A 21101-nucleotide genomic window follows, 5' to 3' on the forward strand; every position below is an offset into this window, starting at 1 on the left:
CCCCTATCGGCTTAGCCGGTAGGGGCTTTTTTTTATGTCACTGGAAAGCCTGCCAGCGGAAAAGCGCTCCTGCATTTTCCGCATTTCCGCCATCCGTGGCGGTCACGTCCGCGGACATTGTGATTCGGGTCATCCATGACCCTCACCCCTTGCGGGGCAGCTTGCAGCTGTCCAAAATGGCTATCCTGCCATTTTGTCAGGCATTTAAATGGGAAAATCCCCGGTCTCGAAAGAGGCCGGGGATTTTTTTTGCCCCAAATTTGTGATCCGGGGATGAATGCGCCTGCTTTATATTGGTGCAAATATTTCTTTTGTCGTGGCAACTACAAAACTGACAACAGTCAAAAATAGTCATTTAATACAAATAGATATTCTTCTTTCCGCTATTCCCCTCAATCAGGCCTGATTTTTGCTGCTCCTTTTCGGCGTCCAACAGAATACGTCAAATAACGTATATAAACGCAAATACGCACCGAATCAGTGCTTTTAGTTCAGGTGTTGATTCGTTGCGGTGCGTTGTGTGCAAACAACCAGAAAACGGACATGTGACCGCGCGTGGTCAATGAACCGACGGGAGATGAGCCATGAAACTGATTACTGCAATTATAAAACCTTTTAAGGCTGATGACGTTCGCGAAACGCTCAATGACCTGGGCGTTAGCGGCATGACTTTGACCGAAGTAAAAGGGTTTGGCCGACAGAAGGGTCACACAGAGCTTTACCGAGGCGCCGAGTATGTCGTCGATTTTCTGCCTAAAACAAAAATAGAAATCGCTGTGCCGGATGAGCTTGTCGAAACAGCGGTGGATGCCATCTGCAAAGCTGCCGGGACTGGCAAAATTGGTGACGGTAAGATTTTTGTGGTTTCTCTGGAGCAGGTCGTGCGTATTCGCACCGGGGAAACCGGGGATGCAGCAGTTTAATAGACCAATTTACAGATCTTTGTTCCGACGGGGAAAATGTTCATCATGTTTAATCTCATAACAAAAAAATCATTCAGCCTGTTCGCTCTTCTGCTTTGCCTGATGCCATCCATTGCGATAGCTCAGGATGAACTCAATGGCGCGAACACAGCCTGGATTCTTACCGCAACCGCTCTCGTGCTTTTCATGACGGTACCCGGTCTTTCGCTATTTTATGCCGGATTGGTGCGTAGCAAGAACGTGCTCTCTGTTCTGATGCAATGTTTTTCAATTGCAGCAGTTATATCCGTTCTCTGGCTCCTGTACGGTTACAGCATTGCGTTTGGACCCGCCGAAGGTGGCTGGTGGGGCGGATTGAGTAAGGCGTTTTTTGCCGGCGTCACTGTGGATTCTCTGTGGGGGGATATCCCGGAACCACTATTTGCCGCTTTCCAGATGACCTTTGCGATTATTACACCGGCGCTGATCGTTGGTGCCTTTGCCGAGCGAATGAAATTTTCCTCACTGATGCTGTTTGTCATTCTCTGGTCTACGCTGGTTTATTTCCCGGTATGTCACTGGGTATGGAACAGCAATGGCTGGTTATATCAGATGGGGCTGATCGATTTCGCCGGCGGGACTGTTGTCCACGTCACCGCTGGTGTGGCTGCCGTTGTAATGGCCGTCATGCTGGGAAAGCGTCGTGACTTTCTGACCACGGCCATGATTCCGCATAACCTGACCATGACCATTACCGGCGCTGGCATGTTGTGGGTGGGCTGGTATGGCTTTAACGCTGGCAGTGCCCTGGCCGCAAACGGCAATGCCGGTATGGCATTGTTGGCGACGCATATGTCGGCAGCCGCAGGCGCGTTGACGTGGATGTGCATCGAATGGATCCGGCATGGCAAGCCCAGCGGTCTGGGTGCTGTAACCGGTCTTATTGCAGGTCTTGCGACCATCACCCCGGCAGCGGGCTCTGTTGGTCCGGCGGGCGGCATGGTGATCGGCGTCATGGGCGGTTTTCTGTGCTTCTTTGCCACCAACTATCTTAAACACAAGCTCAAGATTGATGATTCGCTGGATGTGTTCCCGGTACACGGTGTTGGCGGCATGCTGGGCACCTTGATGGCAGCCGTGTTTGTGTCGCGGGAACTCGGTGTTTTCAGTGGTAACGGTTACGCGGAGGGCATGGCGCTGGGATCACAGCTGGGCGTGCAGGCAATTGGTATCCTGGCAACCGGTGTTTATACGGCTGTGGTGACCATCATTCTGATGAAAGTTGTTGGTATTCTGACGTCGGGCAACCGCGTCACGCCTGAGCAGGAGCAGACGGGTCTGGACATCAGCGATCACGACGAAAAAGGCTATTCCATGTGATCAGTGCGGCGGGCAGGGATGCCCGCCTTTGATCTGACTTATACGGGAGGCGTGGTTCAGGGCATCGGGCTGACGCCGATCAGCACCGTATGCAAAACCATGGCGAACGCTGCCCAGGCAATAACACCAATGACAATGGTAGCCATATCGCCTTTGAGCGTCCCGGAGGCTCTGATAACGCCATTTTTTCGATCTCTGCGTCGCAGCACGGCAAAGCCGGCGATAGCCCACACCAGTAAACTGCCAAACAGCAGCACATCAGCCAGGCTGCCGTTAGCCAACAGGTGCGCAAAAGCCCATATTTTGACCGCTGCGAGCATGGGGTGGCCAAGTTTGGCTTTGATACGGTTTTGCGGTACGTAGGCTGCTGCCAGCAAAATGAATGCGATCAGGGTCAATGGCATGGCCAGATGCCGGGCCCACACGGGTGCCATCCACAACCAGTTCGGGTTGGTGCGTGCATCACCATAACCTATGACGATTAACACAAACCCAAGGATGGCGACCGCCGAATACAGCAACTTCCAGGTGTTGGCTCCCAGCTTTCTGATCATGCCCTGACGCCAATCGTCAGCGACAATGCCCGTGAAATGCATGCCCAAAAATAACAATAATCCTGCAATCAGCAGCGCCATAGAAAGAGTTTCCAGTAATCCGGTGAATGTGAGTGGCAGCATACTCAAGTCTGACAGGGTGTAGCAAGCAATGACTGACGCTAAAGATGCGGTTATAAGCTGTTAGCACACGGCGATGATATTTAGTATGATGCTGCTTCTTGAGAAAGATGGATATAACGCATGTCTGAGCTAATAGCTGCTGGTTTCAATCTCGCCCTTTACGGTATGGGCTTTGTTTTTATCTTCCTGATATTACTGGTTATGTTGACCACATTGATGTCGTCCCTGGTGCAGCGATTCCTGCCCACACCGGCGGTGACCATGCCGCGCAGGAGTTCAGGTAAAAAGCAGCCTCAGCGGCCATCTTCCAAGGCTACAGATCAGGGGAAACTGGTTGCCGTGATCAGTGCAGCCATCCGTCAACACCGCTCAGGTGCAGACCAATAATACATAACAACCGCTCCGTATTTGCGGCTGACTTTCCGGGGAACCATATTGTGCGGCGACCAAGGCTGCGCAATGAAATAACAAGAAGGGCTTGAGTACATGAGTGATAATAAAAAGCCGTTAGGCATCACAGACGTTATTCTGCGCGATGCGCACCAATCACTTCTGGCAACAAGGCTGCGGCTGGATGACATGTTGCCCATCGCGGCCAAGCTCGACAAAGTCGGGTTCTGGGCCGTCGAATCCTGGGGCGGTGCGACATTCGATGCCTGCATCCGTTACCTGGGTGAGGACCCCTGGGAGAGAATACGCAAACTGAAAGAGGCCATGCCCAACACGCAGCAGCAAATGTTGTTCCGGGGGCAGAACATTCTGGGTTATCGCCACTACGCCGATGACATCGTCGATCGCTTTGTTGAACGTGCGGCTGTCAATGGTGTTGACGTGTTCCGTGTGTTCGACGCGATGAATGACACGCGCAACCTGCAGCGCGCCATCAAGGCCGTCAAAAAACAGGAACGTCACGCGCAGGGTACCATGGCGTACACCATCAGCCCGGTTCATACCATTGACTCCTGGCTCAGTATGGCGCGGGAAATTGAAGACATGGGCGCGGATTCGCTCTGCATCAAGGACATGGCCGGCCTGCTTGCGCCCTATACTGCCTACGAACTGATCACCGGCCTCAAGAAGACGATTTCCATACCGGTACACATGCAGTGTCACGCCACCACCGGATTGTCGACCGCGACTTACATCAAAGCGGTCGAAGCCGGTATCGACAATCTGGACACGGCGATTTCGTCCATGAGCCTCACTTACGGCCATACGCCGACAGAAACCATGGTAGCCATGCTGGACGGTACGGAGCGGGCCACTGGGCTGGATATTGAATTGCTTGAGGAGATTGCCTCCTACTTCCGGGATATCCGCAAGAAATATGCGCGCTTTGAAGGGGCGCTGAAAGGCATCGATTCGCGCATTCTGGTAGCTCAGGTCCCGGGCGGCATGCTGACCAACCTGGAAAACCAGCTGCGCGAACAGAAGGCCACTGACCGGCTGGACGAGGTTCTGGAGGAAATACCCAGAGTGCGCGAAGACCTGGGCTTCATCCCGCTGGTGACACCAACCTCGCAGATTGTCGGCACGCAGGCAGTTCTGAACGTGTTGGGTGGTGAGCGTTACAAAAATATCACCAAGGAGACCGAAGGCGTCTTGAAAGGCGAATACGGGGCAACCCCGGCGCCGGTCAATGCGGAGCTGCGCAAGAAAGTACTGGCGGGCAAGGAGCCGGTGACCTGCCGTCCCGCAGATTTGCTGACACCTGAATTTGATCGTCTCAAGGAAGAGCTGGCCGGGATCGCCAGTGACAAAGGCTTCAAGCTGGAGAACGATATCGACGACACGCTGACGTATGCCCTGTTTCCGCAGCCAGCACTAAAATTTTTCCAGAACCGTGATAATCCGGATGCCTTCGAGCCTGCTCCTGAAGCGGAATCTGCCAATGCGGCACCTTCAGCAGATCCCCGGCAAGATAAGGCCCCGGCTGGCAGCGTCTCGAAAGATGGTGTCTACACCGTGGAAGTTGATGGTAAAAGCTACGTCGTCAAGGTCAGCGCGGGTGGTGACGTGACCGAGATGAAAGCTGCAGCCAAGGCCGAACAGCTGGACTCGCCACCCGCCCAGAGTAGCGGTGAAGGGCATGATATCAAGGCGCCACTGTCAGGCAGTGTCTATCGCATTGTCGCCACTGAGGGTGCCGAGGTGGCTGATGGTGACGTGCTGCTGGTTCTCGAAGCCATGAAGATGGAAACCGAGATTCGCACTAACCGTGCGGGCGTGGTGCGCACGGTCCATGTTGATGAGGGAGAAAGCGTCAGCGCAGGCGATGCCCTGGTGACTCTGGAGTAAGCAGCATGGATCAGTTGATAGAACTCTGGCATGCAACCGGCATGTATCAGATCGAAATGAAACAATTGGCGATGATTCTGGTCAGCCTGGGTTTGATGTACCTGGCGATCGCCAAAAAATTTGAGCCATTGCTTCTGGTGCCCATCGGCTTTGGCGGCCTGCTGGCCAATATACCCGGCGTCGATATTGCTGTCGGGCAAGGGGTTCTGGCGCAGTTTTATTCGATTGGTCTGGAAACAGGCATTTTTCCGCTGCTGATCTTTCTTGGCGTCGGGGCGATGACTGATTTCGGGCCTCTGCTCGCGAATCCGAAAACGCTGTTGCTCGGTGCTGCGGCGCAGTTTGGTATTTTTGCCACAGTGCTTGGAGCATTGTTTTTTACCGACCTGGGCTGGTTTGACTTTAGCTTGCAGCAGGCCGCAGCTATAGGGATCATTGGCGGTGCTGACGGGCCGACTGCTATTTATGTGGCGGGCATACTGGCGCCGGAATTACTTGGCGCCATTGCCGTTTCGGCATATTCGTACATGGCGCTGGTGCCATTGATACAGCCGCCCATCATGCGGGCACTGACCACCGAAAAAGAGCGGCGTATCGAAATGTCGCAACTGCGTGTGGTCTCGCAGCGGGAGAAAATTTTGTTCCCTCTGGTGCTGCTGATCCTGGTTGCGCTGGTCATACCAAGCGCGGCACCGCTATTGGGGATGTTCTGTTTCGGTAACCTGATGAAGGAGTGTGGTGTTGTCGATCGCCTGACAAAAACTGCACAGAACGCGCTGATCAATATCGTCACTATCATGCTGGGCCTCGCGGTCGGTTCCAAACTTATCGCGGATGAATTTCTGGTGCCCAGTACGCTGGGTGTGCTCGCTCTGGGTATTGTTGCCTTCTCCATCGGCACCGCGTCAGGCGTTCTGATGGCCAAGCTGATGAACGTTTTGTCATCCAGCAAGATCAATCCCTTGATTGGCGCCGCCGGTGTTTCGGCGGTACCCATGGCCGCACGCGTTGCCAATCGGGTGGGCACTGAAGCCAATCCGCACAACTTCCTGTTGATGCATGCCATGGGGCCCAATGTTGCAGGTGTTATCGGTTCAGCGGTAGCCGCCGGTGTGCTCATCCAGCTGGTTGGCTGACGACACAGACCACATGTCTGCATGGATGTGTGCGACTGTGTGTGCAAGCAAGCGTATGTAAGATAGTCGCTTGCACACCTTCGCCCGCTCATGTCACACTGATGTCACGGTAAATGTTTAGTGTCAACTTTGTTGCAATAATTATACAGAGCCGCTATTTGTGTCATTAAGCCCTATATTCTATGTCCTCGATACCAACGTATTAATTCACGACCCCTCGGCTATCTGGAATTTCGACGAGCATCAGGTCGTCATTCCAATGACGGTGCTTGAGGAGCTCGATAATCTGAAAAGTGGACGTGGCGCTGTCGCCGCAGATTCGCGCCAGGCAATTCGCGAAATCGACCGCATACTCGGCAAAGCGACACCGGTTGACGTTGAGCAGGGTGTACCAATAGATCGTGGCAAACAGTTGCCAAGTCTCGGCACACTCTCAGTGTTGATGACCGAAACGCCACAGATTCACCGCATGCTCCCCGAGCACCTGAACGACAACAAGATCCTGAACGCCGTTGCACTGTTGAAACAACAGCACCCGGCCCACCATGTGGCGCTGGTGACCAAAGACATCAATATGCGTCTCAAGGCAAGGGCCTGCGGCATTGATGCCGAGGATTACCAGACGGACCAACTGCTCAGCGATATCGCAGAACTCAACAAAGGTTATATCGATTTTGGTGACAGTTTCTGGGATCGAATCAGCGCAGTGGAGACAGAACAAACCCACAGCGGTGAAACATTCCATCAGATTCCGCGAAGCGCCGTAGCGCAGGAAGTGTACCCGAATCAGTTTTTCTTTGATGCTGCCGGTTTCCTGGGTCGGGTGTCGCGCCTGACGGAAACCCATATCATTCTTCGCCACCTGGACAAAGACAGGCTTATGCAGCGGGAGACCTGGGGGTTAAAGCCCAGAGATATTTTTCAGGCCATGGCGATGAATCTGCTGTTGGACCCGGACGTGCATCTGGTGAATCTGACGGGCTCTGCCGGATCAGGTAAAACCATTCTTGCGCTGGCGGCCGCAATCGAGATGACGCTGGATACCAAGCTGTTTCGCCGTATCATAGCCACCAGGAGCACTCAGGGGCTGGACGAAGACATCGGTTTTCTGCCGGGCACTGAGGCGGAGAAAATGGAGCCCTGGCTGGGTGCGATTACGGACAACCTGGAAGCCCTGCACTGGGATGATGAGAATGCCGCAGGCAGTATCGATTATGTATTGGCCAAGGTGCCGCTACAGTTCAAATCCCTGAACTATATTCGTGGCCGGAGTTTTCAGCACAGCCTGATTTTGATCGATGAGTCTCAGAACCTCACGCCCCACCAGATAAAAACCATTGTCACCCGCGCGGGCACGGGGTCCAAGGTGGTCTGTCTCGGCAACCTTGCCCAGATAGACACACCCTACCTCAGTCCAACCAGTTCAGGCCTCACCTACCTGACCGAACGTTTCAAGAACTTCGCGCACGGTGGCAATCTGCAACTGCAGGGTGTTCCACGCTCCTTGCTGGCAGCCTACGCCGAAGAGCACCTCTGATCAGTCGCTGTCGACCAGCTGGTTCATGGTATGCGACGGATTGTCCGGACAGGGTTTGCCTATCTGGTGAGCCGGGACACCCACCACGGTGGTATGCGCTGGCACATCCCTGAGTACAACACTGCCGGCGCCCACTTTGGCGCTGCGTCCCACTTCGATATTGCCCAGTACTTTGGCACCGGCAGAAATCAGCACACCTGAGCGTATCTTCGGATGCCGGTCGCCCTGTTCGTTACCGGTTCCGCCCAGGGTAACGGACTGCATGATTGAGACATCGTCTTCAATCACTGTGGTCTCGCCGATCACAATGCCGGTGGCATGGTCGAACATGATGCCTTTACCCATCACGCAGGCCGGATGAATATCAACGCCGAATACTTCCGAGTTGCGGCTTTGCAGATACAGCGCCAGGTCGCGTCTGCCTTTGTTCCACAGGAAATGCGCCACGCGGTGCACCTGAATGGACTGGTAACCTTTCAGATACAGGATGACGGGCAGAAATGCGCTGGTAGCCGCGTCACGATCGTACACCGCCTGGATGTCACAGGCAGCATAATCAACGATAGCAGGCGACTCTTTAAACGCGGTGTCCACCAGTTCGCGGATGGCGACTGCTGACATCACGTAATTGGCCAGTTTGTGCGCCAACAGGTAACTGAGTGCCGAGCTCAGGCTTTTGTGATTCAACACACACGCGTAAACATAGCTCGCCATCAGAGGTTCACGGCCGATAAGCTCGCGGGCTTCTTCCTGCAGTTGTTCCCAAATATTTTCCGGCATCCCGATTCTCCATCGCTAACAATCTGGCGGAAGCCGGATTATATAGCAGGACGACGCTTATGACACGGTGACATCCGTGCTTGCGGTTGCGGACAGAACATGATGGTGTTGCAGCGTTTCGGAGCCGTCATGACGGGCGGCAAGCAATGCCTTGCGCATGATGGTATTGGCCAGCCGTGGTATTCCGTTACTGGCCTGCCAGACGGTATCAATGATGCGTTCGGTGAGCAGCGTTTCAGGGTCGGCTCCGGCGCGAACAATGCGTTCGCTCAGGTAGCTCCGGATCTGCTTTCGATCAAACGGGTGGATTTTGAAGCTGTTGCCTGCCAGATCCGCGAGAGGTCGCAAGGCAATACCCTGCAATCGCTCCTCCAGCTCCGGTTGTGCGAACAGTACCGCTTGCATTCCCTGCCGACCGGCTTCCGGCGGAGACAGCCAGTCGATCAGGCGAAGCAGAAATTTTTCGGGCAAGGCCTGTGCTTCGTCGACCAGCAGAACGGTACGGCGCTGATCCGGGGCTTCCTGCGTGAGCAGGTCTTCGCCAAGCATCTGGTCCAGGTCCGAGTCCAGGTCCAGGTGCGGATAGGGCAAGTATAAGGGACGGTATCGGCTTTTGTGGGATCGAAGGCTGTTCAACAGTTTGCGGCAAAGCACGGTTTTGCCCAGTCCGGGCTCGGCAATAACGGTTTGCAGCGGTGCACCGTTGACCAGAGCGAGCAACAATGAATCGAATATCTGCAGGCAACCATGTCCGTCCCAGAACATTCTGAGGTCGGGTGTGTCGCTAAAAGGTGCGAATGTGAAGTCCAGCGGATTCAGCGTCATTTTTGCGGGATGCCTCCAGAGAGCTTCAGGCTAAATCAGTCGACGGCGGTTTTCAAGCATATAGCGCTGAACGCAAGGCTAATGTTTCGCCAGTCACTGCCGTTAGCTAATGCATAATAAGATCATATCTGCCACAGCGGCAGGGCAATGTAATTCAGAGCAGGGACCCGTCATGTTCAGCAAATTTACCATTCGCACCCGTATCGGGCTCATTGTTTTCATCAGCGTGATAGCTATTATTGGTTTGAGCGTGACGTTGCTTTTGCAGGCGCGTGAGCGTTTCATGGACCAGCTGCGTGAAGGCAGCGTCAATCAGGTACAGATGATCCACGAGGCGCTGAGCGGGCTTGATGATCAGATTCGTGCCGGCACCCTGGCTGAATCCGAGGCCAAGCGCCTGGGGCGCTTCATGATTAACAACACCATGGTCGATGAGCGCAATTACCTGCTCCTGTACCATCGGCTTGGACAAATCCTGGCCCACCCGTTGCGCAATGTCGACAGCGCACTTGATACCGACGCACAGGTCAGGCAGGCCATGCAGAACGCCAGTACCACGCCGGAAGAACGCATGCGGGACCTGGGGTACCGTGATCCGACGCCGACCATGACCGAGATTATCGAGCGCTACACCGGCAGCGACTACACCGGTTTTGCGGAGTACCTGTATTTTCCGGATCCCTTGTTCGGATATCGATTCCTCACCTTCACCGACGATCCTCTGGCGCATCCTGAGGCGGAAGTGAAGACTGTGTATGCCGAGCTGTTTGAACCCTGGGGCTGGGTTATTATTCACGGTCTCTACGAGGATGACATTCGTGCCGAGTTCAATGCCTGGGCGATGAGCTCAGCGGCTATCATTCTGGTCATTCTGCTTGTGCTCGTGGCCATCGCCTACTTCCTGTCGGCGTCGATTACCCAGCCTCTGAGCACGGCTCAGGCCTACATGCAGGACATCGCGCAAGGGTCGGGCGATCTCAGCCGCCGTTTGACGGACGATGGCAATGATGAGCTGTCTCAACTGGGCGCAAGCTTCAATACCTTTGTCGGCAAACTGGCTGACATCATCCGACAGGTGTTGTCCACCAATGCCGAAGTGACTGGCAAGTCCGCGCAGTTTTCCGACATGATCCAGCGCACAGCCGGTCGATCAGCATCGCAGCTGGAGGAGACCGAGCTGCTGGCGTCATCCACAACTGAGCTGTCGTCATCCCTGGCAGATGTTGCCGAAGGTGCCCAGACCAGTGTTGCCGCTGCCAATGAGGCCAACGGCGCAACCCAAAAAGCGACCGCTGCGGTCTCCAATACGCGCTCTTCCGTGGAAAAACTGTCTGGTTCACTGACATCAATCCAGCTGAAAGTTCACGACATGCGAGATCACAATGAAAAAGTCCATTCCGTACTGGAGGTCATTGAGGGCATCGCCGAGCAAACCAATCTGCTGGCGTTGAACGCCGCCATCGAAGCCGCCAGAGCGGGTGAGCAGGGACGCGGTTTTGCGGTTGTTGCCGATGAGGTGCGCAGCCTGGCACAAAAAACCCAGGCATCCACACTGGAGATAAATACCATTATCCAGAACCTGCAGGACAACACGGTGCAAATCGTTACCGCCATGGATCAGGGTGTCAATCTGTCCAAGGAGTGCGTGGGATCGGCAAACTCCGCCAATGAACTATTGGAGTCTGTTCTGGCCTCGGTATTGTTGATTTCGGAACGCAGCCAGGACATTGCCAGTGCGGTAAAACAGCAGTCCGAGGTGACGGACGGGATCGCCAAAAGCAGCGTGAAAATCGCCGCTGACGGCCGTCTGAATACCGAAGATTATCTGAAGTGCAAACAGTACCACGAAGAAATCGATATGTTGTTGAGTGCTCTGGATGGCCTGGTCAATCAATTCAAACTGGGAGATGGCGTTCGCCGCTGAGGCAGTTTTTCGCGCGTCGACGGCGAGTCAGTGAGGCCTTTTACCGGGCCTCATTTGTTATCGTGACCCGTCGCGCGTAGCCGCGCTGTCTTTCACCGGCGCCGCTGACCACTTCCAGCGCCAGCTGATAGCGACCATCAGCAAAATCCCGGGTATCCAGCATTAACTCAAAACCGACCATGGGTGCGCTGGGATCACTGTGTGCCTGGCGGATGTCGACCACGTCATGGCGCTCCACCGAGCGGCGGGTTTCACCGACCACTTCACCGTTCAGCAGTATCCGTATTCTGCTGACCCCCACGTTGTTATTGACTGCCCACCCGCTCACAACAATCTGACCACTGACGGTTTCGCCATCAACAGGCTGGTCCAGCCAGATGTGGCCGGGCCTGGGGCAAGTCGTGGCCGCCGCTGTGGCATCAGCCTGTATGTTGCTGCCAAGATAGAAGCTGAATATCTTGTCGCCCTGGTACAGAAAAAATTGATCCAGCAAGGTCAGTTCGCTGAACAGACTGCAGGCTCTGTCCATGACTGCGAGTTTTTCATCGACACTCAAGGCACTGTCTTCGGTGATAAAAACAGCCTGTTCACCGGGCAACTGGCGCAGCCCGGCTTCGTCTTTTTGCCATATTGCATATTGCGCGTAACGCCCGTCACGAACTGTTTTGTCCTGGTCTATGGTGTAGGTCCGGGCGTCATCGATGGCAAATTCAATTTGTGCACTGGTGTAATAATTGTCAGTGACGACAACACCGTCTGCAGGTATGTCATATCTTTCCTGCAGCGCCTTCAGATGGTTCATCAACGGCTGCCAGCCGGCCATCTTGTTGGAGAGCACGCCGACGCCGAAGTATGCCTGCAGTTGCTGATTGAAGCCCTGTGAACCGATGCCAACAAACAGCAGCAGGGTGCCGATGAGTCCGGTGACCGGTATCGCCCCTACCACAAAGCGGCTCCGTTTTTCATGGTAACGCCCGGTCAGCCAGCCTCCTGCCGCCGACAGCGCCAGTGGCGCGTACACGAGCAATGGCAGATAGCCTGACAATGGCCAGTGCAGGGTTGTGCGCGTGGTGTCGCTCCAGGGTGCCAGAAGCAGGTAAACACCAAGATTTGTCGCGGCGAAAGCGGCAAACAGACCGGCACGGGTGTCGCCCTCGCGGGCTTTTTTGAGCAGAATCCATAATGTCAGCCAAAGCGTCGCGTACATCAATGGCGTCACGATGGTGCCCTGAATCACAGGGTGCAAAAGCCCTTCCAGCTGAAACTGCCATGGGTGTCTGCTGAGCAGGTGGTAGTCTATGCCACTGAGGTCATGAACCAGATTAAAACTCAATGCCGGATAAAGTCCCGACATGGCGATCAGGCCCGACACCCATAGTCTGGCGCTGCGCCAGTAATACCAGTGGCTGCGGCTGACGAACATGAAAATCAGTGCAGCCAGAACATACAGGGAGAAGCGGTAATGTGTGCTCAGGCCCAGCGCGGCAAATGCCCCGGCCAACAGCCACCAATGCCAGTGACCACAGCGCGTGGCGCGCTCAAGGCATCCCAGGAACAATAGCCCCCAGAAGATCAGCGGCACGTCAGGCACCGCAAGCAGGCCCAGAAAAGCCGCCATGGGCAGGCAGAACGTCAGCATGGCGGATATCAGGGCATGCCTGTGGCCGGTCAACGGGCGTGCCAGCCAGTAAACCAGGGCAGGGGTGCTGCAGCCCATCAGTAAAAACATTGAACGTACCGCAATAGCGTGATGTCCGAACAGCTCCGCGCCGAGACCCGCCAGCAGCGCCGCCATGAATGGCAGATCACTGTAGGCGAGGGCAGGAAACTGCGATGCCTGCCAATAAAATATCTCATCGCTGTACAGTTCAAGCCGGATTGCCAGAAAAAGTTTGATGGCAGTTGTCAGTATTGCCAGCAGGCACAAAATGCCGACGGTCCTGGCGATGGATCTGGGTTCTGTCTGAGGCATGGGGTTGCTCAACGCGGCACTGTTTGATGACCGGCATTATAAGAATCACTCACTGTAAGTAAAACAAAAAGGCGCATATTAGGGGCGTTATGCGTCGCTTTCGAATTCAGGGTGGAGGTACAGCGCTTATCCGTGTTCTAATCCGTGCATTCGAGTTTTTGTGACGAACGCATGTACGCCTGTATAGATCTAGGTTCCAACAGTTTCCACCTTCTGATCGCCCGTTGGCACGAGGGTAGCTACGATATCGTTGAACGTTTCAGTGAGAAGGTTCAGCTGGGCGAAGGCTTGGCTGAAAGCGGGGTCATCAGTGAGCGCGCATTCGCGCGGGGCATGGCTTGCCTGGATACGTTTCGCCAGGCTCTGGCGCGTTATCCGATTGAACGCTGCTGGGCTGTGGGGACAAATGCCCTGCGCACGGCGGGCAACGCCGATCTGTTTTTGCACAAAGCCAGCGAAAAGGGTTTCCTGATTGATGTGGTGCCCGGGCTGCAGGAAGCGGCATTGGTCTATGCTGGTGTCATCTCTGCTCTGCCCGACGATGAGACCCCTCGCCTGGTCATCGATATTGGTGGCGGCAGCACGGAGCTGGTGGTCGGAAGCGGGCAGCGTTGCCTGCAGTCGCACAGTATGGCGATTGGCTGCATCAGTTGGCGGGACATCTGGTTTCGTGATCCTCCGCGCACTGAACCGGCGTTGTCGCAGGCCATGGACAATGCGGTGACCGCTGCGGCAGAGGTATTTTCCGGTATTGCCGGCAAATTGGCGGAGACGCCCTGGCGTGAAGTGTATGCGTCGTCGGGGACGGCAAAAATGTTAAGCTCGGTGTGCGCTCAGAGTGGCCCGGGCAAGCGGCAGGCAACCGGTGTTAAACTGGAGACCTTGCAGTCACTGAAGCCGGCTATCATGCGTTCAGTGCTGGAACCCGGGTTTTCCCTGCCCGGGCTCAAGAATGGTCGGCGGGAGTTGATTCTGCCGGGCTGGGCGGTGCTGAACGGATTCATGACCGCGTGTCAGGTAACAGATCTGAATTTCAGTCCGTCTGCATTGCGCGAAGGCATGTTGCACTACCTGGCGCAAGCATCCGCTACAGGCGAGTCGCCGTTGCATGCGTTGCAAGCGCACTGAGCAGCAAGGCCTGCACACCCTCCGCCGGATCATTCGCATCGGCTTCCAGTTTCAGGTAGCTTCCGTCCGCCTGCAACGTCCAGCTTTGTTGCCGGTCTGCCAGGTACATTTCCAGTTCTTCCAGAATCCGGTTAGCGCCTTTTTTCTTCAGAATCGGAAATGCAATTTCGATACGCTGTTGCAGATTTCGTTCCATCCAGTCGGCGCTGGAGCAATACATGGGTGTTGAGCTGTTGGCGAAATAATAAACCCGGGAATGTTCCAGGAAACGACCGATCACTGAAACCACGCGAATATTGTCGGATACCCCGGGTACACCAGGTTTTAAACAGCAGATGCCGCGCACGATCAGATCAATTTTTACGCCGGATTGGGAAGCGCAGTAAAGCTCACGGATAATGGTCGGGTCGGTCAATGAATTTATCTTGGCGATAATTCTGGCCGGTTTGCCTTCCAGAGCGACCTGTTTCTCCTGCTGTATCAGCTGCACGAGACCTTTCATCAACCGGAACGGTGCATGCAGTATGACCTCCGGCGATATTTTTTTCCCCATGCCCGTGATCTGCTGAAACACTTTGTGTATATCAGTGCAGACTACCTCGTCGCAGGTCATCAGGCTGTAGTCGGTATACAGCAGCGAGTTTTTGCGATGGTAGTTACCGGTACCCATGTGTGCATAACGTTTCAGGCGGCCGTTCTCGCGGCGCACAATCAATAGCATTTTTGCATGCGTCTTGTAGCCCATGACGCCGTATACGACCACTGCCCCGGCTTCCTGCAGGATGCTGGCAAACTGGATGTTCTCTTCCTCGTCAAAGCGCGCGCGCAGCTCTATGACAACGGTCACTTCTTTGCCGTTTCTCGCCGCTTCGGCCAGCGCTTCAACCAGCTCCGAGGATTCGTTGGTGCGGTACAGTGTCTGTTTGATCGAGATGACCCCGGGGTCTTTGGCAGCCTGTCTTGCCCAGTCAATAATCGGGATGAAGGACTGGAACGGGTGCAGCAACAACTGGTCTTCGCGTGTGACGGCGGTGAATATGCAGTTGCCTTCTTCCAGCGCTGGTGGCGTTCCCGGCGAGAAAGGCGGAAAACGCAGTTCCGGCCGGTTCACCATGGTGGTCAGCGCCATCAGGCGTTGCAGGTTTACCGGGCCGTTCAGGCGGAACAGTTCCTCTTCGGTGAGATTGAAGCGCTCAAGCAAAAAGTCAGTCAGCTCTGCGGGGCACCCGGCACCTACTTCCAGTTTGGCGGCGGCGCCGAACCGGCGCAGGTGAAGTTCGCCCTGCAGGGCGCTGGCAACATCTTCGACCTCGACATTGCTCATCTCCAGGTCGGAATTCCGCGTTACCCGGAACTGATGACACTCTTTCACTTTCATGCCGGGGAAAAATTCCTCGACATGGGCGTGAATGACGGATGACAGGAAAATGAAGTTGTCCCCGTCAGGCATGATATGGGTCGGTATCTTGATCAGTCGCGGCAGTGCTCTGGGGGCCGGTACAATCGCAAGTCCGCTGTCACGACCAAACGCATCCTTGCCTTCCAGTGACAGAATGAAGTTCAGGCTTTTGTTGACCAGGCGCGGGAACGGGTGAGCCGGATCCAGTCCCAGCGGACTGATGACCGGCAGGACTTCATTGCGAAAATAATCCTGGGTCCAGGCAACCAGATTGTCATTCCATTCGTGACGGTAGAGGAAACGAATATTTTGCTCCGCCATCGCCGGCAGCAGCTCTTCATTCAGGATCCGGTACTGCTCCTGCAGGGCAAGTCTCACTTGTTGGTGCAGCTGGCTCAGGACTTCCTGGGGATACTGGCCATCCGCGCCCGGACGCTGGCGGCCAAAACCCAGTTGTTTCTTGAGTCCGGAGACCCGGATTTCGTAGAATTCATCAAGATTGGAGCTGAATATCAGCAGGAACATGAGTCGTTCCAGTAACGGGTGCTGCTGATTCCTGGCCTGCTCCAGTACGCGCAAATTGAACTGCATGTAACTGAGTTCGCGGTTCAGATAATACTGACTGTCGCCCAGGTCGATATCGGCAGATACGGCCGGGCAGCGGCTGACTTCTTCGCTTGAATTAGCATCTGTAAGTTTGACCACAGATGACTGACTGCTGCTCATAGCTCTTACCTTTGAAGACGCGATCGGGTATTCTATATCAGCTGGATGTCGATTACATGGAATTCAATGTGACAGTTTTTTGAAGGCTGTGTATCGCGCAGATGCAGGTGCCGATACCATGCCGCTTTGTCATATTATTGTCATATTTTATCTGTAGTGTACGGGTGCCGGAGAGAATGCTCCGCAACAAGCCCGCAAGGAATCCTTTGTTATGAAAACAGATGCAGGTGTTCACGGTCACCACATTTCGCAGCAGTTCAATCTGGAGCTCGAAGAGATCAAGAGCAGCATGCTGGAGATGGGGGGTCTGGTCGAAAGGCAGCTGGGCGATGCCCTGGCAGCGCTGATCTCGGCTGACAGTGAACTGGGTCGTACCGTTCGTGCCAACGACGATGCGGTAAATGATATGGAGCTGAACATAGACGAGGCCTGTAATCGCATTCTGGCCCGTCGGCAGCCGGCTGCAAGCGACCTGCGTCTGGTGCTGGGTATCATCAAGGCAACCAATGACCTTGAGCGTATCGGCGACGAGGCGGCGAAGATTGCCCGCCTGGCCATTGAGCTGGCGGATCAGGGTGATTCATCAAAAGGCTACGTTGAAATCCGTCACATCGGTGAGCGTGTGCGCCACATGGTCAATATGGCACTGGACGCGTTTGCCCGGTATGACGCCGAAGCGGCGCTGGCGGTTGCCAGAGAAGATGTCAGCGTCGATCTTGAGTACGGCACTGCCATGCGCGAGATGATCACGTTCATGATTGAAGATCCGCGCAGCATTACCCGTGTCCTGAATGTCATATGGGCTCTGCGTTCGCTGGAGCGTGTCGGTGATCACGCCAAGAACATTGCCGAGCATGTTGTGTACATGGTGATGGGTACGGATGTCCGGCATGTCGGTCTGTCGGGTATGGAAGAGCAGGTAAAGTCCGAGCTCAGATAATTCGTTTCAAGCCCGCCCGGAAACCTCTTTTTCACCTGTGCGCGCTGCCGCCTGTGCGGCGGTCAGCACGCGATCTGCCGGTAACAGACAACTGAACTGGCTGCCTTTTCCTACCGTGCTGGTGATTTCCAGACGACCGCCGTGCCGGGCCAGAACGTGTTTCACAATGGCCAGCCCAAGCCCGGTGCCGCCGGTATCGGTAGAGCGGCTTTCATCAACCCGGTAAAAGCGCTCTGTCAGTCGGGGGATATGGTGGGATTCGATACCGGGTCCATTGTCGGACACCGTGATGCGAAGACCCTCGACCGATCTGCTGGCCGACAATTCGATACTGCCTTCCGCCTGGGTATATTTGGCTGCATTGATGGCCAGATTGGAAATGGCGCTGTAAAGCTCATTGATGTTGCCCCGAATGTAGATGTCCGGATCACAGTCCAGCGAGAAAACCTGATTCTTGTCATGCGATACCTGTTCGGCGTCCTGCTTGATTTCGCGTAACAGGGACTGCAATTGCACGGCAGATAACTGTTTGGATGCCGAGCGGGTCTCCAGTTGTGACAGGGTCAACAGGTCCCTGATGATATTTTCCATGCGCTGGGATTGCTGGTACATCTGCTCCAGCGGTCTGCCCCAGCGCGGCGGGATGTTCTGGCGATCATCCAGCATGGTCTCCAGGTAGCCGGTAATGACCGTGATGGGGGTGCGCAACTCGTGCGAGACATTCCCGACAAAATCTTTCCGCATCATTTCCAGGCGGTGCAGCTGGGAGATATCCCGCACCAGCATCAGTCGCTCACCGTCACCGAAACTGGTGATCTGAAATTCAAGCATCAGTGACGGATTGACGGGTGAGCCAAGCTTCAGCGGGCTGTTAAAGTGCGCTTTGTTGTAGTAGTCGATGAATTGGGGTTCGCGGATAAGGTTGGTGACCGGTTGATTGCGATCCTTCGGGCTCTGGAATCCCAGCAGGCGCGATGCTGCCGGATTCCACCACTCCAGGCCGTTTTTGCTGCTGATCATGACAACCGCCATCTCCAGCGCGCCGGTTGACTCCTGCGCCTTGTCGATGATGCTGCGCAAATGTGTCAGCGCATCGCGTTCGCGTCGTTGCAGCAGGTAGATACCGTCAAAAACAAAGCCCCAGATGCCTCTGCCTTCCGGCGGCGGGCTGGGTTCGGACAGCTGGTTATCGCGCAGCCAGTTGTACAGGCGCCGGAGCTGGCGCAGATGGTAGATCAGGTAGACTACGGTGCCGACCAGCACTACCAGAGCTGGCGCATTGGTCAGCCAGCCAATCAGCAGCAATGCCACAAAGATCAGTGACAGTCGTTTTATAGCGGAGTGCCAGTCAGATAACAAAGGTCAGGCCTTTCCAGGTTGAGACTGGCGCGACTATAACCAAAACAGGCACGTCGTACCAGTGCGTTTGGTCCGGGTTCAATCGGCTCTGGTAGAAAACCGGTAGCCGGCCCCGCGCACAGTCTGGATCAGGCCCGCGTAGTTTATGCCCGGTCCCGAGGCGGATGTCAGGGCTTTGCGCAGTCGGCCTATATGCACATCGACAGTGCGTTCTTCAAGGTAGACGTTGGCGCCCCAGACCTGATCCTGGATGTGATCTCGCGAAAATACCTTCTCCGGATGCGTCATAAAAAAATTCAGCAATCGGTACTCTGTCGGGCCCATATCTACCGCGTGATCGTCAAGCGTGACACGATGGCTGGCCGGGTCGAGTTCGAGGTCGAACACACGGATGGGCTTGTCTCTCAGGTTGCCTGTGCTGCGTCGCAATACCGCCTTGATTCTGGCGACAAGTTCCCGGGGCGAAAAAGGTTTGGTGACGTAGTCGTCCACACCGACATCCAGCCCCTGCACTTTGTTGTCTTCGCTGGTTTTTGCGGTGAGCATGATTATCGGGATATCCGCCGTCAGTTCTTCGCGCTTCAGTCGCCGTGCCAGTTCGATGCCACTGCCACCCGGTAACATCCAGTCGAGCAAGACAAGATCGGGGCGGCGATCCACAATATTGACGTGCGCTTCGAGCGCTGTTTCCGCTGTCATGCTGGAAAATCCGGCAGTGTCCAGTGCGATTCCGATCATGTCACGAATGGCTGCTTCGTCATCGACAATCAGGATGGTCTGTTCAGTCGTCATACTATTGCTACCTTCGCCGTTGATGCTGTAGCGTATTAAATCAGTGAAATATTACATTTTCATGACATTTTGCAAGCAAAACACTGCCCGCATTGAGCCAAAGCAACGATTTGTGCGTATTTACCTGACTCTAATCTAGAGTCTTGTGTCAATGCGGACCATGCCTGATGTATACTGCGTTTCGCAAAACCCACAAGGTTGCAACCCTACCCACAATGCAGGTTACGCTAGCTGCAGTAAATCAGAAGTTAAGGAGAGACCATGGACATTAAGTCAGTCAAAGTTTTAAGTCTTGCCATTGCGCTTGGAGCGCTTGGCATGTCAGCGCAGTCGGCCGTTGCAGATGAGGACCGGTTTTATATAGCGCCCGGTGTTCAGTGGATGGATTTTGACAGTGCGCGTCAGTCCGATGACGAGTTTGGCTACACAGTTGGTCTGGGTTACGGGTTGAGCGACAACCTGGCGCTGGAATTGAATCACGCCAATATCAAGATGAACACGCTCGCCGGCATGGAGCGACTGCGCAGCATCCGCCTCGATGCGGTTTACAAGCTCGACAACAGTGTTGGCGTGCTGTCACCGTATTTTGTTACCGGCTTGGGTCACACCCACTTTTATTCTGACGATGACACAACGCTGAATGCCGGTGCCGGTCTGACCTATCGTTTTAATGATCGTGTTGAGTGGCGCACCTCGGCCCGCACATTCTACGGGTTTGATGACGGTACCTATGACTTTGGCATAGACACCGGTCTGGTATTCCACCTGGGCGAGTCCCGTGCGGCTGCCCCGGTAGGCCCGACGCCAGCGCCTGCAACACCGCCTGCCGTTGTGGATTCGGACGGTGATGGTGTGCCCGACAGCCGTGATGCCTGTCCCGATACGCCACGCACCTATGCCGTGGACGATCGTGGATGTCCAATCATGATTGAAGAAGTCGCACGCATCGAGCTGAACGTTGAGTTTGCCTTCGACAGCGCCGAAGTACCGGCGGCGTATTTTGATGAAATACGTCGAGTGGCCGACTTCATGGAAGAACATGACGATACGGTTGCTGCACTGGGTGGACACACGGACAACATTGGTGCCGAAGAGTACAACCAGGACTTGTCCGCGCGCCGTGCCGCAGCGGTGCGTCAGGTGCTGATTGACCGCTTTGGTATCAGTGCCGCGCGTATCACCTCGTCAGGTTATGGTGAATCGCAGCCGGTAGCCAATAATGCGACGGCAGATGGTCGCGAGCGCAACCGTCGCGTGGAGAGCGTTCTGTCTTCAACAGAGCAGCGCCCGCAGCTGCGCGATTGATGTAACGCTTGTTCCGTAAAT

Annotated in this window: 17 protein-coding genes; 10 read left to right on the plus strand and 7 right to left on the minus strand. The window is 55.1% G+C overall.

Going from position 1 to position 21101, the window contains the following annotated elements:
- The first annotated feature begins 584 nt into the window (after positions 1 to 584).
- A complete protein-coding gene (locus WD071_RS09675) occupies positions 585 to 923 on the plus strand; it encodes a P-II family nitrogen regulator (RefSeq protein ID WP_368048166.1) in 339 nt (112 codons plus the stop codon).
- Between the two features lie 45 nt (positions 924 to 968).
- Entirely contained in the window at positions 969 to 2282 is a 1314-nt protein-coding gene (locus WD071_RS09680; RefSeq protein ID WP_368048167.1) for an ammonium transporter, read from the plus strand.
- A 56-nt stretch (positions 2283 to 2338) separates the two neighbouring features.
- Here the strand turns inward: WD071_RS09680 and WD071_RS09685 are convergent, their stop codons facing one another.
- Positions 2339 to 2917, minus strand: coding sequence for an NnrU family protein (locus WD071_RS09685; protein WP_368048168.1), 579 nt, complete (start codon positions 2915 to 2917; stop codon positions 2339 to 2341).
- A gap of 162 nt (positions 2918 to 3079) precedes the next feature.
- On the opposite strand from WD071_RS09685, the gene WD071_RS09690 reads away from it, so the two are divergent.
- From WD071_RS09690 to WD071_RS09705, 4 genes are all read left to right on the plus strand, one after another.
- Complete coding sequence (locus WD071_RS09690) at positions 3080 to 3346, plus strand: OadG family protein (RefSeq protein ID WP_368048169.1); 267 nt, start codon at positions 3080 to 3082, stop codon at positions 3344 to 3346.
- A gap of 99 nt (positions 3347 to 3445) precedes the next feature.
- Positions 3446 to 5257: a sodium-extruding oxaloacetate decarboxylase subunit alpha gene (gene oadA, locus WD071_RS09695; protein WP_368048170.1), complete on the plus strand. Its 1812-nt coding sequence runs from the start codon at positions 3446 to 3448 to the stop codon at positions 5255 to 5257.
- A gap of 5 nt (positions 5258 to 5262) precedes the next feature.
- Complete coding sequence (locus tag WD071_RS09700) at positions 5263 to 6393, plus strand: sodium ion-translocating decarboxylase subunit beta (protein WP_368048171.1); 1131 nt, start codon at positions 5263 to 5265, stop codon at positions 6391 to 6393.
- Between the two features lie 160 nt (positions 6394 to 6553).
- Positions 6554 to 7930: a PhoH family protein gene (locus tag WD071_RS09705; protein ID WP_368048172.1), complete on the plus strand. Its 1377-nt coding sequence runs from the start codon at positions 6554 to 6556 to the stop codon at positions 7928 to 7930.
- Here the strand turns inward: WD071_RS09705 and cysE are convergent, their stop codons facing one another.
- Together cysE and WD071_RS09715 are read right to left on the minus strand one after the other, a co-directional pair.
- On the minus strand, positions 7931 to 8710 hold the full coding sequence (gene cysE, locus WD071_RS09710) for a serine O-acetyltransferase (protein ID WP_368048173.1): 780 nt from the start codon (positions 8708 to 8710) through the stop codon (positions 7931 to 7933).
- Between the two features lie 57 nt (positions 8711 to 8767).
- Positions 8768 to 9535 carry an ExeA family protein gene (locus WD071_RS09715; RefSeq protein ID WP_368048174.1) on the minus strand — a complete coding sequence of 256 codons (768 nt, stop codon included), beginning with the start codon at positions 9533 to 9535 and terminating at the stop codon, positions 8768 to 8770.
- Between the two features lie 172 nt (positions 9536 to 9707).
- Between WD071_RS09715 and WD071_RS09720 the strand changes: the two genes are divergently transcribed.
- A complete protein-coding gene (locus WD071_RS09720; RefSeq protein WP_368048175.1) occupies positions 9708 to 11459 on the plus strand; it encodes a methyl-accepting chemotaxis protein in 1752 nt (583 codons plus the stop codon).
- 40 nt (positions 11460 to 11499) lie between these two features.
- Here the strand turns inward: WD071_RS09720 and WD071_RS09725 are convergent, their stop codons facing one another.
- The gene (locus WD071_RS09725; protein WP_368048176.1) at positions 11500 to 13431 is read right to left on the minus strand and encodes a glycosyltransferase family 39 protein; all 1932 of its coding nucleotides are present in this window, start codon (positions 13429 to 13431) and stop codon (positions 11500 to 11502) included.
- A gap of 171 nt (positions 13432 to 13602) precedes the next feature.
- Here WD071_RS09725 and WD071_RS09730 point away from each other — a divergent pair, with 171 nt between their 5' ends.
- Entirely contained in the window at positions 13603 to 14559 is a 957-nt protein-coding gene (locus WD071_RS09730; RefSeq protein ID WP_368048177.1) for a hypothetical protein, read from the plus strand.
- Here WD071_RS09730 and ppk1 read toward each other — a convergent pair.
- Positions 14519 to 16684, minus strand: coding sequence for a polyphosphate kinase 1 (gene ppk1 / locus WD071_RS09735; protein WP_368048178.1), 2166 nt, complete (start codon positions 16682 to 16684; stop codon positions 14519 to 14521). The two genes, WD071_RS09730 and ppk1, sit on opposite strands and share 41 nt — an antisense overlap.
- A gap of 211 nt (positions 16685 to 16895) precedes the next feature.
- Between ppk1 and phoU the strand changes: the two genes are divergently transcribed.
- Positions 16896 to 17624 (plus strand): phosphate signaling complex protein PhoU, encoded by a 729-nt coding sequence (gene phoU, locus WD071_RS09740; RefSeq protein ID WP_368048179.1) that lies wholly within the window; start codon positions 16896 to 16898, stop codon positions 17622 to 17624.
- 6 nt (positions 17625 to 17630) lie between these two features.
- Here phoU and phoR read toward each other — a convergent pair whose 3' ends face one another.
- The gene (phoR, locus tag WD071_RS09745; RefSeq protein ID WP_368048180.1) at positions 17631 to 18983 is read right to left on the minus strand and encodes a phosphate regulon sensor histidine kinase PhoR; all 1353 of its coding nucleotides are present in this window, start codon (positions 18981 to 18983) and stop codon (positions 17631 to 17633) included.
- A 78-nt stretch (positions 18984 to 19061) separates the two neighbouring features.
- Positions 19062 to 19775, minus strand: a complete 714-nt coding sequence (gene phoB, locus WD071_RS09750) for a phosphate regulon transcriptional regulator PhoB (RefSeq protein ID WP_368048181.1) — start codon at positions 19773 to 19775, stop codon at positions 19062 to 19064.
- 261 nt (positions 19776 to 20036) lie between these two features.
- On the opposite strand from phoB, the gene WD071_RS09755 reads away from it, so the two are divergent.
- Complete coding sequence (locus WD071_RS09755; RefSeq protein ID WP_368048182.1) at positions 20037 to 21080, plus strand: OmpA family protein; 1044 nt, start codon at positions 20037 to 20039, stop codon at positions 21078 to 21080.
- Positions 21081 to 21101 lie beyond the last annotated feature (21 nt).

The organism is Pseudohongiella sp., from assembly GCF_040877505.1.
Classification (GTDB): Bacteria; Pseudomonadota; Gammaproteobacteria; order Pseudomonadales; family Pseudohongiellaceae; genus Pseudohongiella.